We start from the raw sequence: 12,504 nt of genomic DNA on the forward strand, positions 1-12,504 counted from the left end.
CCGGCCACGAAGCCCTTGCGGAACGACAGCGTCACCAGGGTCTGGCCGACCGCGAACGCGCCGGCGCCGACGGCGATGACCGGGACCGAGGGCAGCACGACGCCGGCGACCACGCCGAGGAAGCCGGCGAACGCCAGCAGCCGCCAGCGCAGCCGGGCCTTGTACTGGAGCAGCACCTCGGCGAGCAGCCACAGCGCGACGAAGCCGAACGCGACGTAGAGAACCGTCATTCCCATGCGTGGCCCCTCTCGTGCGGCCGCCCACGGGCGCGGGTACGGCCGGTCAGGCCCGCTGGTGCAGACCCAGGTTCTCGTAGATCTCGAGAGTCGCCGTGGAGTTGTTCGTGATGAAGTGCAGCCCCGGGACACCCTCGGAGAGCAACCGCGCGCAGAACTCCGTGGCGAACTCGATGCCAATGGAGCGTACAGCGGCCGGATCGTCCTTGACCGCGAGGATGCGCTCTTTCACGTCCGCGGGGAAGGCCGCGTTGCTCAACTGGGGCAGCCGGTCGAGGGTCCGCGCGTTCACAACGGCCATGACTTCAGGGATGATCGGGGTGTCGCAGCCCGCCTTGGCGACGCTGTCGCGCAGCCGCAGATAGTTCTCCGGATGGAAGAACATCTGGGTGATCGCGTAGTCGGCGCCCGCACGGCATTTGTCCACGAAATGCCGGATGTCCGTGTCCCAGTCGGTGGAGCGGGGGTGCATCTCCGGGAACGCGGCGACGCCCACGCAGAAGTCGCCGGACTCCTTGATCAGGCGGACCAGGTCGGCGGCGTACGTGACGCCCTCCGGGTGCTTGACCCACTCGCCCATCGGGTCGCCCGGCGGGTCGCCGCGCAGCGCGAGCATGTTGCGGATGCCGGCGTCGGCGTACTGGCCGAGGACGTGGCGCAGTTCGGCCACCGAGTGGTCCACGGCGGTCAGATGGGCGACCGGGGTCAGGATGGTGTCGGCGGCGATCTCCTGGGTGGCCTTGACGGTGCCGCCGCGGGTGGAGCCGCCGGCCCCGTAGGTCACGGACACGAAGCTCGGCCCGACCGCCTCGACCCGGCGCAGCGCGTTCCACAGGCTGCGCTCGCCCTTCTCCGTCCGAGGCGCGTAGAACTCGAACGAGTACGAGGGCTCGCCGGAGGCGAGGATGTCGCGGACGGTGCGTGCGCGGTCCGGGCGGGTGGAAGCGGTACCAAGGGCCATACGGGCAGGTTAGACGGGGTCTCACATCGGAAGAAGCGCCGTCCGACAGGTGGACACGATTTTGGACACTCGACCCCGTACGCCGCCGCGACCTGCGGCGACGTCCCGCGACAGGCTACGCGAGGCGCTCGCGGACCCGCTTGGCCAGGTCAGCGGCGGCCGCGCCCGGGTCGGTGGCCTCGGTGAGCGCGCGCACGACCACGATCCGCTCGGCCCCGGCGTCCAGGACTTCGTCCAGATTCGTGGCGTCGATCCCGCCGATGGCGAACCAGGGCCGGTCCTGCCGCAGCGAGGCGGCGTACCGCACGAGGTCCAGGCCGGGGGCGTGGCGGCCGGGCTTGGTCGGGGTGGGCCAGCAGGGACCGGTGCAGAAGTAGTCCACGCCGGGCTCGGCGGCCGCCGCGGCGACCTCGGCCTCGGCGTGGCAGGACCGGCCGACGAGCACCCGCTCGCCGAGGATGGCCCGGGCGGCGGGGACCGGGAGGTCGCCCTGGCCGAGGTGCAGCACGTCGGAGCCGACGGCGTGGGCGACGTCGGCCCGGTCGTTGACCGCGAGGAGCTTGCCGTGCCGGCGGGCCGCCTCGGCGAAGACCGCCAGGTGCTCCAGCTCCTCGCCGGCCTCCATGCCCTTGTCGCGCAGCTGCACGATGTCGACCCCGCCGGCGAGGACGGCGTCGAGGAACTCGGGGAGGTCGCCCTGGCGCTTGCGGGCGTCCGTGCACAGGTAGAGCCGGGCGTCGGACAGCTGGGCGCGGACGTCGTTCATCGGGCGGTACCCCCCTGACAGGCGGGGGTACGGGCCCGGTCGGGCCCGTACCCCGCGTGGAGCGTGCTGGTGCGGACGGGTCGGATCAGACGGCCAGCGCCTGGGCGCGCCGCTTCACCTCCGTGCCGCGATTCTCGCTCAGGGCCTGCGCGGGGGTGCCGGGCAGGGTCGGGTCCGGGGTGAAGAGCCACTCCAGCATCTCTTCGTCGGTGAAGCCGTCGTCACGGAGCAGGGTCAGGGTGCCGCTGAGGCCCTTGACCACCTTGTCTCCGTCGATGAAGGCGGCGGGCACCTGCAGCGCGCGGTTCTCACCGCGGCGGACGGCGATGAGCTGGCCCTCCTTGACCAGCTGGCGGACTCGGGTCACCTCGACGTCCAGCATTTCGGCGATGTCGGGGAGGTAGAGCCACTCGGGGACGAGCGCGTCGATCTTTGCGTCAATCTCGGTCACGGGACAAGCCTGCCATCCGCGACTGACAGCCGGTAGTCGGGCGGACCCGAGCGAGGGTGCCGGCGCCCCCGCGCCGGTCCCGGCCTGCCGGCCGGGGGCCGGTCAGAGCGCGGCCGACTTCAGCGGTACCGACGGGTCGGCGGCCCGGACCGGGTCCACCGCCGCGGCCGCCTCGATCAGCTTGCGGCCCTGGGCCAGGTCGCGGGGCCGGCCCACGGCCAGCACCGCCACCAGGACCCCCTCGCGCAGCCAGCACACCGACCAGGCGGCACCGGCCGGGTCGCCGCGCCGAAGCAGGGTGTCGGCGCCCGCGTGGTGGCCGGCGTACTGGACGAACCGGCCGAACTGCTCGGACCAGAAGTACGGCACGGGGTCGTACACCTGCTGCGGCCCGCCGCCCAGGTCCGCCAGGATGTTGGCGGCGACCGTCCGCGGCCCCTGCAGGGCGTTGTCCCAGTGGTGCACGAGCAGCCGGGCGCCGTAGCGCGCGGAGGGGAACGAGGCGCAGTCGCCCACCGCGTGGACCTCGGGCAGCGAGGTCCGCAGGTGCTCGTCGGCGACGACCGCGCCCTGCGGGCCGAGCTCCACCCCGGACCCGGCCAGCCAGCCGGTGGCGGGCCGGGCGCCGATGCCGACGACCACGGCCCCGGCGTCCAGCACCCGCCCGTCGGCCAGCCGGACCCGGCCGGGCTCGACGGACTCGACCGTGACCCCGGTCTCCAGGCGGGCGCCGGCCTCGGCGTACCAGGCGGCCATGGGGGCGGCGACCTCGGCGGGCAGCGCTCCGGCCAGCACCCGGTCGGCCGCCTCCACCACGGTGACGGCGCAGCCGGCCTCGCGCGCGGCGGTGGCGAACTCGGCGCCGATCCAGCCGGCGCCGACCACGACGATCTCGGACGCCGCCGCGAGGACCGGGCGCAGCCGTTCGGCGTCGTCGAGGGTGCGCAGCAGGTGCACCCCGGGCACGCCCTCGGCGCCGGGCAGGGTCAGCGGCTGGGCGCCGGTGGCCAGGACGAGCACGTCGTACGGGACCGGTCCGGCCTCGGTGTCCACCTGGCGGGCGGCGGCCCGCAGGCCGGTGACCTCGACGCCGAGGCGCAGCTCGATGCCGAGCCCTTCGAAGTCCACGTCGAACGCGGCGGTCTCGGCCTTGCCCAGCAGCACCGCCTTGGACAGGGGCGGGCGGTCGTAGGGCTGGTGGGGCTCGGCGCCCAGGAGGGTCACGGGGCCGGTGAAGCCCTGTTCGCGCAGGGCCACCGCGGTCTGCACGCCGGCCATCCCGGCGCCGACGACGACCACGGAGGGCCGGGGCCGCGGGGCGTTGTTCTGGGTCTGCTGCGTCTGCTCGGTCACGGCGCCCAGCCTAATCATCTGACGAACCGTCAGGAACAGGCGGGCCCCGCCGGGCCTCCGGCCGGGCTTACCCGGGCTCCGGCCGCGGGGTTAGTCTGGCCACCGTACCGAACGCGGGAGCCCGGACGGACCGGGCTGAGAGGGAGGCTGGCCGGCCTCCGACCGTACGAACCTGATCCGGGTCATGCCGGCGAAGGGAGGGGCTGGACGCCCATGCAGTCATCCGTACATTCCGGTTCGTCCGGGCCGTTCGACGTCCTCGTCGTCGGGGGCGGGATCATCGGGCTGGTCACGGCCTGGCGCGCGGCGCAGCGCGGACTGCGCACCGCGCTGTGCGACCCGTCGCCCGGCGGCGGGGCCGCCCAGGTGGCCGCCGGCATGCTGGCCGCCGTCACCGAACTGCACTACGGCGAGGAGACCCTGCTGGGCCTCAACCTCGCCTCGGCCGAGCGCTACCCCCACTTCGCCGCCGAGCTGAGCGAGGCCGCCGGGGGCGTGGACATCGGCTACCGCCCCTGCGGCACCCTCGCCGTCGCCCTCGACGCCGACGACCGGCTGCACCTGCGCGAGCTGCACGCCCTCCAGCGCCGCTGCGGACTGCAGTCCCAGTGGCTGACCGGCCGCGAGTGCCGCCGGCTGGAACCGATGCTGGCCCCCGGCGTACGGGGCGGCCTGCGGGTCGACGGGGACCACCAGGCCGATCCGCGCCGGCTGGCGGCGGCCCTGCTCGCCGCGTGCGAACGGGCCGGGGTGGCGGTCCACCGCTCCCGTGCCGAGCGGCTGACGGTCGCCGCCGACCGGGCCACCGGCGCCGTCCTGGAGGACGGCACCGCGCTGCGCGCCGACCAGGTGGTGCTCGCCGCCGGCAGCCTCAGCGGCCGGCTGCCCGGCCTGCCGCCGGGCGTCGTACCGCCGGTCCGCCCGGTCAAGGGCCAGGTCCTGCGCCTGACCGTGCCGCCGGCCTACCGTCCGTTCCTGTCCCGCACGGTCCGCGCGGTCGTCCGCGGCAGCCACGTCTACCTCGTGCCGCGCGAGAACGGCGAACTGGTCCTCGGCGCCACCAGCGAGGAGCTGGGCTGGGACACGACGGTGACCGCCGGCGGCGTCTACGAACTGCTGCGCGACGCGCACGAGCTGGTGCCGGGCATCACCGAACTCCCGCTCACCGAGACCCGGGCGGGCCTGCGCCCGGGCTCCCCCGACAACGCCCCGCTGCTCGGCCCGACCGAGCTGCCGGGCCTGCACCTGGCCACCGGGCACTACCGCAACGGGGTGCTGCTGACCCCGCTGACCGGCGAGGTGCTGGCCGAGGTGCTGACCACCGGTGAACTCCCGGAGATCGCCCGCCCCTTCAGCCCCCGCCGATTCTCCGCGGCACGTGAGGAGTCCCTGGTATGACCGAGTCCGGTACGACGGCCGTGACCGTCTCGGTGAACGGCGAGCCGCGCGCGGTCGCCCCCGGCACCACGCTCGACGCCGTGGTCGCCATGCTCACCACCGCGCCGTCCGGGGTCGCCGCCGCCCTGAACGAGACGGTGGTCCCCCGCGGGCAGTGGCCCGCCACCCCGGTCGGCGACGGCGACCGGGTCGAGATCCTCACCGCGGTCCAGGGAGGCTGACCGATCATGGCCGACGACCTGTTCACCCTCGCCGACCGCACCTTCACCTCCCGCCTGATCATGGGCACCGGCGGCGCCCCCAGCCTGGACGTCCTCGAACGGTCCCTGGTCGCCTCCGGCACCGAACTCACCACGGTGGCCATGCGCCGCCTGGACCCCACCGTGCAGGGCTCGGTCCTGTCCGTGCTGTCGCGGCTCGGCATCCAGGTCCTGCCGAACACGGCCGGCTGCTTCACCGCCGGCGAGGCCGTGCTGACCGCCCGGCTGGCCCGGGAGGCGCTGGGCACCCACTGGATCAAGCTGGAGGTGGTGGCGGACGAGCGGACGCTGCTGCCGGACGGGGCGGAGCTGCTGGACGCGGCGGAGGTGCTGGTGGACGACGGGTTCGTCGTCCTGCCGTACACGAACGACGATCCGGTGCTCGCGCGCAAGCTGGAGGACGTGGGCTGCGCGGCGATCATGCCGCTGGGCTCCCCGATCGGCTCCGGGATGGGCATCCGCAACCCGCACAACTTCGAGCTGATCGTGGAACGGGCCGGGGTGCCGGTGATCCTGGACGCCGGGGCGGGCACCGCCTCGGACGCCGCCCTGGCCATGGAGCTGGGCTGCGCGGCGGTGATGCTGGCCTCGGCCGTGACCCGGGCGCAGGAGCCGGTGCTGATGGCGGCGGCCATGCGGGACGCCGTGACGGCGGGCCGGCTGGCGCACCGGGCCGGCCGCATCCCGGTACGGCGTTTCGCCCGGGCCTCGTCCCCGACGCAGGGCCGGGCCGCCCTGGACCCCGAACGCCCGGCCTTCTGAAGCCGCCGCGGCGAGCGCGCCCGGTCCGCCCCGGGGCCGGGCCCGCGTCACAGGTGCGCTGCAACCTGGGCACGGGCCACGGCCCCGCGGGAGCCGCTCGTAGAATCGCCGGGTGGATACGACCCTGGATGACCCGCTCGTCGGGCAGCTGCTCGACGACCGCTACCGCATCGACGCCCGGATCGCGGTCGGCGGCATGGCCACGGTCTACCGGGCCGTGGACACCCGGCTCGACCGCGTGCTGGCCGTCAAGGTCATGCACCCGGCCCTGGCCGCCGACGCCGTGTTCGTCGACCGGTTCATCCGCGAGGCGAAGTCGGTGGCCCGGCTCGCCCACCCCAACGTGGTGGCCGTCTTCGACCAGGGCACCGACGGGCCGTACGTCTACCTGGCCATGGAGTACGTCCCCGGCTGCACCCTGCGGGACGTGCTGCGCGAGCGCGGCGCGCTCCAGCCGCGGGCCGCGCTCGACATCCTGGAACCGGTGCTGGCCGCCCTCGGCGCGGCCCACCGCGCCGGGTTCGTCCACCGGGACATGAAGCCCGAGAACGTGCTGATCGGCGACGACGGCCGGGTGAAGGTCGCCGACTTCGGTCTGGTGCGCAGCGTCGACACCGTCACCAGCACCACGGGGGCCGTCCTCGGCACCGTCTCCTACCTCGCGCCCGAGCAGATCGAGAGCGGCGCCGCCGACACCCGGGTCGACGTCTACGCCTGCGGTGTCGTGCTCTACGAGATGCTGACCGGCGGCAAGCCGCACACCGGCGGCACCCCGGCCCAGGTGCTCTACCAGCACCTCCACGAGGACGTACCGCCGCCGTCGGCGGCCGTGCCGGGGCTGCCCGCGGCCCTGGACCAGCTGGTCGCCCGGGCCGCCGCCCGGACCCCCGAGGAGCGCCCGTACGACGCGGTCGCCCTGCTGGCGCTCGTCCGTGAGGCGCGCGCCGGGCTGGGCGACGCCGAGCTGGACGCCGTACCGCCGCAGGCCACGGCGGCCGAGCGGTCCTCGTCCGAGGACCGCACCAGTGTGATCCCCCGGCCCGTCGGTGTCCGGCGCGGCGACGGCGACGTCCAGCACACCTCGCGCCTGGAGCTGCCGCCGCAGCCGCCGGAGCCGGAGCAGGCCGGGCCGCAGCGCGGCCGTCCGGCCCGGCCCCGCGGGCTGTACGCGGCGGTGGCCGGGGTCCTGCTGCTGCTGGGCCTGGGCACCGGGGTCTGGTACATCAGCGCCGGGCAGTTCACCCAGGTCCCGAACCTGATCGGCAAGACCGAGGCGCAAGCCCGCAGCCAGCTCTCGGCGGCCGGGCTCGGCGTGAAGCGGGTGGAGAAGCGGTTCAGCGACACCGTCGAGCGCGGCGCCGTGATCGACAGCGAGCCGGGGGGCGGCAAGCGGATCCGCGGGAACGGGTCCGTGGTGCTCGTCGTCTCGCGCGGCCCGGAGGTCGTCACCGTGCCGTCGGTGGAGAACATGCCGCTGGACAAGGCCCAGCAGGAGCTGAAGAAGGCCGGGCTGGAGCCCGGCATGGTCAATCAGGCGTTCAGCCAGGACGTCGCCCAGGGCTCGGTGATCAGCACCGATCCGAAGCCGGGCACGCGCAGGGCGCCCGACACGGCCGTCGCGATCGTGGTGAGCAAGGGCCGGCCGGTGCCGGTACCGAGCGTGCTCGGCAAGCCCGTCGAGCAGGCCAGGGCCCAGCTGGAGGGCGCCGGGCTGAAGGTCGAGCTGGCCGCCGAGCAGGTCAACTCCCCCGAGCGGGCCGGCACGGTCGCCAACCAGTCCGTCGGCGCCGGGGCCCAGGCCGCCGCCGGTGACACCGTGGTCCTGACCGTCTCCAAGGGCCCCCGGCTGCTGCCGGTCCCGGACGTCACCGGCAAGGAGGCCGACGAGGCCCGGCGCGTCCTGGAGGGCGCGGGCTTCAAGGTGAAGGTCGAGCGGCCGTTCCTGTCGTTCAGCAACACCGTGGACAGCCAGTCCGTGCCGGGCGGCCAGAACGCCCCCGAGGGCAGCACGGTCGTCGTCCGGACCAAGGGGCTGTGACCGGCCGTGGCGGACGTGGGGCGTACCCGTAATCCCGTCGGCGCTCACGTGCCCGTCGCCGGCGGTCTGGCCAAGGTCGGGCTGGCGTACGCGCGGGAGCTGCGCGCCGAGGCCGTGCAGGTCTTCGTCGCCAACCCGCGCGGCTGGGCCACGCCGGCGGGCAGTCCGGCGCAGGACGAGCTGTTCCGGGCCGAGTGCGCGGCCGCGGGGATGCCGGCCTACGTGCACGCCCCGTACCTGATCAACTTCGGTTCGCACACGCCCGCGACGGTGGAGCGGTCCGTGGAGTCGCTGCGCCACTCGCTGCGCCGCGGCCGGCAGATCGGGGCGCTGGGGGTCGTGGTGCACACCGGCTCGGCGACCGGAGGGCGGTCGCGGGAGGTGGCGTTCGCGCAGGTCAGGGAGCATCTGCTGCCGCTGCTGGACGAGCTGACGCACGAGGACGACCCGGCGCTGCTGCTGGAGTCCACCGCCGGGCAGGGCTCCTCGCTGTGCTCGCGGACCTGGGACTTCGAGCCGTACTTCGAGGCCCTGGACGCCCACCCGAAGCTGGGGATCTGCCTGGACACCTGCCACGTCTTCGCCGCCGGCCACGACCTGGCCGAGCCGGGCGGCACGAAGAAGACGCTCGACCTGCTGGTGGACTCGGTGGGCGAGGGGCGGCTGAAGCTGATCCACGCCAACGACTCCAAGGAGGCGGCGGGCGCCCACAAGGACCGGCACGCGAACATCGGCCAGGGGCACATCGGGCGCGAGGGGTTCGCCGAGCTGTTCGCGCACCCCGCGACCGCCGGGGTGCCCCTGGTCATCGAGACGCCCGGCGGCCCGCAGGGGCACGCCGCGGACGTGGCGCTGCTGAAGGAACTCCGCCACCCGTTCGGGTGATCGCCGGACCAGGACCCGGACCAGGACCCGGACCCGGACGAGATCCGGACGAGGTCCGGACGAGATCCCGGATCAGATCTCCGGGCCGTCGCCCGGCTCCTCCTGGTAGGAGTAGCGCTGCTCCCGCCAGGGGTCGCCGATGTTGTGGTAGCCGCGCTCCTCCCAGAAGCCGCGGCGGTCGGCGGTCATGTACTCCACGCCCCGGACCCACTTGGGGCCCTTCCACGCGTACAGGTGCGGGACCACCAGCCGCAGCGGGAAGCCGTGTTCGGCGGTGAGCGGTTCGCCGCCCTGGTGGGTGGCGAAGAGGGTGCGCTCGGCGGCGAAGTCCGACAGCCGCATGTTGGAGCTGAAGCCGTACTCGGCCCACACCATCACGTGCGTGACCTGCGGCGCGGGCGGCGCCAGTGCCAGGATCGTACGGGCGGGCACCCCGCCCCATTCGGCGCCGACCATGCTGAACTTCGTCACGCAGTGCAGGTCGGCGACCACCGAGGTGAACGGCAGGGCCGAGAACTCCTCGTGGTTCCAGCAGTGCTTCCCACCGTCGGCGGTGGCGCCGAAGACGCGGAACTCCCAGCGGTCCGGCTTGAACTTGGGCACGGGACCGTAGTGGGTGACCGGCCAGCCCCGCTGGAGCCGCTGCCCCGGGGGAAGCTCCAGCGCTCCTGCTGCTCCCGGAGATTCCCGGCTTTCCGGCTGACCCATGCCTCCATGGTGACAGACGGGCAGGGGTGGTCATGACCAGGTGACAACCGATTCCGGCAACTCCTACTAAGGAGGTACTTACTGGACGGCCTTGGGTGGCGGTGCAAGGATGCGCGCACCGTCATAGGTCACTTGGCTTGGAAGGAGCCTGCGCGATGCAGGGCGACCCCGAGGTTCTCGAGTTCCTGAACGAACAGCTCACCGGCGAGCTCACGGCGATCAACCAGTACTGGCTGCACTACCGCATCCAGGACAACAAGGGCTGGACGAAGCTCGCCAAGTACACGCGTGAAGAATCCATCGACGAGATGAAGCACGCGGACAAGCTCACCGAGCGCATCCTCATGCTCGACGGCCTGCCGAACTACCAGCGCCTGTTCCAGGTGCGGGTCGGCCAGACGCTGACGGAGATGTTCCAGTGCGACCGGCAGGTCGAGGTGGAGGCGATCGACCGGCTCAAGCGCGGGATCGAGGTCATGCGCGGCAAGGGCGACATCACCTCGGCGCGGCTCTTCGAGGAGATCCTGGAGGACGAGGAGCACCACATCGACTACCTCGACACCCAGCTGGAACTCATCGAGACGCTCGGTGAGCCGCTGTACATCGCCCAGCTCGTCGAGCAGCCGGAGAGCTGACTCAGGCCGCCTTGGTGAGCTCGGTGTCGGGGGCCAGGACGGTGGCGGCCGCCCTGCCCTTCTCCAGCAGCTCACGGCGCGGGCACGTGCCGCGGCCGAGGAGTCCCTGAATGGTCCGGACGCAGGAGCCGCAGTCGGTGCCGGCCTTGGTCGCCGAGGCGATCTGGCGCGGGGTGCAGGCGCCGTTGGCCGCGTGTTCGGCGATCTGCTTGTCGGTGACGGCGAAGCAGGAGCAGACGTACACGCGGGTCACCTCCCTGCGGGAATGAGCGGGCCGAGCCATCCCCGACTGTTCGGTGAGGCTTACCTAACCCTACCCACACTCGGGGTCCCCCCAAAAGTCCTGGGGACGACGATGGGGCGCGGATCACAGCGATCCACGCCCCACCGTCGGAGGTTCACACAGAGTGATCCTTACTGGTCGCGGTACATCTCCGCCACCAGGAAGGCCAGGTCCAGCGACTGGCTGCGGTTGAGCCGCGGGTCGCAGGCCGTCTCGTAGCGCTGGTGCAGGTCGTCGACGAAGATCTCGTCGCCGCCGCCCACGCACTCGGTGACGTCGTCACCGGTGAGCTCGACGTGGATGCCGCCCGGGTGGGTGCCCAGGGCCTTGTGCACCTCGAAGAAGCCCTTGACCTCGTCCAGGACGTCGTCGAAGCGGCGCGTCTTGTGGCCGGAGGCCGCCTCGAAGGTGTTGCCGTGCATCGGGTCGGTGACCCACGCGACGGTCGCGCCGGAGGCGGTGACCTTCTCGACCAGCTCGGGCAGCTTGTCGCGGACCTTGTCGGCGCCCATGCGGACGATGAACGTCAGCCGGCCGGGCTCGCGCTGCGGGTCGAGGCGGTCGATGTAGGTGAGCGCCTCGTCCACCGTGGTGGTGGGGCCGAGCTTGACGCCGATCGGGTTGGCGATCTGCGAGCAGAACTCGATGTGCGCGTGGTCCAGCTGGCGGGTGCGCTCACCGATCCACACCATGTGGCCGGAGGTGTCGTAGAGCTTGCCGGTGCGCGAGTCGGTGCGGGTCAGCGCGCCCTCGTAGTCGAGCAGCAGCGCCTCGTGCGAGGCGTAGAACTCCACCGCCTTGAACTCGGCCGGGTCGGTGCCGCAGGCCTTCATGAAGTTCAGGGCGTTGTCGATCTCGCGGGCGAGCTGCTCGTAGCGCTGGCCGGACGGCGAGGACTTCACGAAGTCCTGGTTCCAGGCGTGCACCTGGCGCAGGTCGGCGTAGCCACCGGTGGTGAAGGCGCGCACCAGGTTCAGCGTCGAGGCGGACGCGTGGTACATCCGCTTCAGCCGCTCCGGGTCCGGGACGCGGGCCTCTTCGGTGAAGGCGAAGCCGTTGACGGAGTCGCCGCGGTACGTCGGCAGGGTGACGCCGTCGCGGGTCTCGGTGTCCTTCGAGCGGGGCTTGGAGTACTGGCCGGCGATGCGGCCGACCTTCACCACGGGGACGGAGGCCGCGTAGGTGAGGACGGCGCTCATCTGGAGCAGCGTCTTCAGCTTGGCGCGGATGTGGTCGGCGGACACGGCGTCGAAGGCCTCGGCGCAGTCGCCGCCCTGGAGCAGGAACGCCTCGCCCCGGGCGACGGCTCCCATACGGGCGCGCAGCTGGTCACATTCGCCGGCGAAAACCAGCGGAGGATACGACTCGAGGTCCGCGACGACAGCGCGCAGAGCCTCGGCATCGGGGTACACAGGCTGCTGCGCCGCGGGAAGGTCTCGCCAGGTCGCCTTGGCGGCGGGGGCTTGGGTTTCTGCGTTCACGGTCACCTCGTAAACATTACGGCGTCCCGGTGGACTGTCCGGCCCGGCGCTCAACAGGTGAGACAGATGTCTCTCGGACCGGCTCGGGAAGGCCCCGGGCGCCGCCCGGGGCGCGGGGGTGCCGGCGGCGCGCCGGTAAGGGGAATCCACGGTTCGGCTCACCCTGTGGAACGGTGCTTCGCCCCGGCCCCGTACGTGGGCTATGGTCGGCGGCATGTTCGCGCACGCACACCTGAACTGGTGGTGGACCGCTTCCTCGGCGGCCCACTGACTGCGCGTACCCGACA

13 protein-coding genes, 1 pseudogene and 1 riboswitch are annotated in these 12,504 nt (G+C 73.0%); of the genes and pseudogenes, 6 read left to right on the forward strand and 8 right to left on the reverse strand.

The annotated features are described in order from the left end of the window. From LG632_RS18575 to LG632_RS18595, 5 genes and pseudogenes are all read right to left on the reverse strand, one after another. Positions 1–236 (reverse strand): annotated as a pseudogene (locus LG632_RS18575) (hypothetical protein); the annotation flags it as partial. A gap of 46 nt (positions 237–282) precedes the next feature. Further along, positions 283–1,197, reverse strand: a complete 915-nt coding sequence (gene metF, locus LG632_RS18580; protein ID WP_226728465.1) for a methylenetetrahydrofolate reductase [NAD(P)H] — start codon at positions 1,195–1,197, stop codon at positions 283–285. 115 nt (positions 1,198–1,312) lie between these two features. After that, positions 1,313–1,963, reverse strand: coding sequence for a thiamine phosphate synthase (gene thiE, locus LG632_RS18585; RefSeq protein WP_226728466.1), 651 nt, complete (start codon positions 1,961–1,963; stop codon positions 1,313–1,315). A gap of 85 nt (positions 1,964–2,048) precedes the next feature. Next, the gene (locus LG632_RS18590) at positions 2,049–2,414 is read right to left on the reverse strand and encodes an Rv2175c family DNA-binding protein (RefSeq protein WP_226728467.1); all 366 of its coding nucleotides are present in this window, start codon (positions 2,412–2,414) and stop codon (positions 2,049–2,051) included. A 102-nt stretch (positions 2,415–2,516) separates the two neighbouring features. After that, the gene (locus LG632_RS18595) at positions 2,517–3,692 is read right to left on the reverse strand and encodes an NAD(P)/FAD-dependent oxidoreductase (RefSeq protein WP_264201982.1); all 1,176 of its coding nucleotides are present in this window, start codon (positions 3,690–3,692) and stop codon (positions 2,517–2,519) included. Between the two features lie 187 nt (positions 3,693–3,879). After that, a riboswitch (TPP riboswitch) is annotated at positions 3,880–3,967 on the forward strand. A gap of 13 nt (positions 3,968–3,980) precedes the next feature. On the opposite strand from LG632_RS18595, the gene thiO reads away from it, so the two are divergent. From thiO to LG632_RS18620, 5 genes are all read left to right on the forward strand, one after another. Continuing rightward, positions 3,981–5,165: a glycine oxidase ThiO gene (gene thiO / locus LG632_RS18600; protein ID WP_226728469.1), complete on the forward strand. Its 1,185-nt coding sequence runs from the start codon at positions 3,981–3,983 to the stop codon at positions 5,163–5,165. Further along, complete coding sequence (gene thiS / locus LG632_RS18605; RefSeq protein WP_226728470.1) at positions 5,162–5,386, forward strand: sulfur carrier protein ThiS; 225 nt, start codon at positions 5,162–5,164, stop codon at positions 5,384–5,386. Before thiO ends, thiS begins: the two co-directional genes overlap by 4 nt. A gap of 6 nt (positions 5,387–5,392) precedes the next feature. Beyond that, complete coding sequence (locus LG632_RS18610; protein WP_226728471.1) at positions 5,393–6,187, forward strand: thiazole synthase; 795 nt, start codon at positions 5,393–5,395, stop codon at positions 6,185–6,187. Positions 6,188–6,299: 112 nt separating this feature from the next. After that, positions 6,300–8,225, forward strand: coding sequence for a Stk1 family PASTA domain-containing Ser/Thr kinase (gene pknB / locus LG632_RS18615; protein WP_226728472.1), 1,926 nt, complete (start codon positions 6,300–6,302; stop codon positions 8,223–8,225). Between the two features lie 15 nt (positions 8,226–8,240). Further along, positions 8,241–9,110 (forward strand): deoxyribonuclease IV, encoded by an 870-nt coding sequence (locus LG632_RS18620; protein WP_226728489.1) that lies wholly within the window; start codon positions 8,241–8,243, stop codon positions 9,108–9,110. 72 nt (positions 9,111–9,182) lie between these two features. Here LG632_RS18620 and LG632_RS18625 read toward each other — a convergent pair whose 3' ends face one another. After that, positions 9,183–9,818: a sulfite oxidase-like oxidoreductase gene (locus LG632_RS18625; RefSeq protein WP_226728473.1), complete on the reverse strand. Its 636-nt coding sequence runs from the start codon at positions 9,816–9,818 to the stop codon at positions 9,183–9,185. Between the two features lie 155 nt (positions 9,819–9,973). On the opposite strand from LG632_RS18625, the gene bfr reads away from it, so the two are divergent. Beyond that, entirely contained in the window at positions 9,974–10,453 is a 480-nt protein-coding gene (bfr, locus tag LG632_RS18630) for a bacterioferritin (RefSeq protein WP_226728474.1), read from the forward strand. Position 10,454: 1 nt separating this feature from the next. Here the strand turns inward: bfr and LG632_RS18635 are convergent, their stop codons facing one another. Further along, a complete protein-coding gene (locus LG632_RS18635; RefSeq protein ID WP_226728490.1) occupies positions 10,455–10,697 on the reverse strand; it encodes a (2Fe-2S)-binding protein in 243 nt (80 codons plus the stop codon). Between the two features lie 170 nt (positions 10,698–10,867). Then, complete coding sequence (locus LG632_RS18640) at positions 10,868–12,223, reverse strand: class II 3-deoxy-7-phosphoheptulonate synthase (RefSeq protein ID WP_226728475.1); 1,356 nt, start codon at positions 12,221–12,223, stop codon at positions 10,868–10,870. Positions 12,224–12,504 lie beyond the last annotated feature (281 nt).

The sequence above is a fragment of the Streptomyces antimicrobicus genome, from assembly GCF_020532625.1.
Lineage (GTDB): Bacteria > Actinomycetota > Actinomycetes > Streptomycetales > Streptomycetaceae > Streptomyces > Streptomyces antimicrobicus.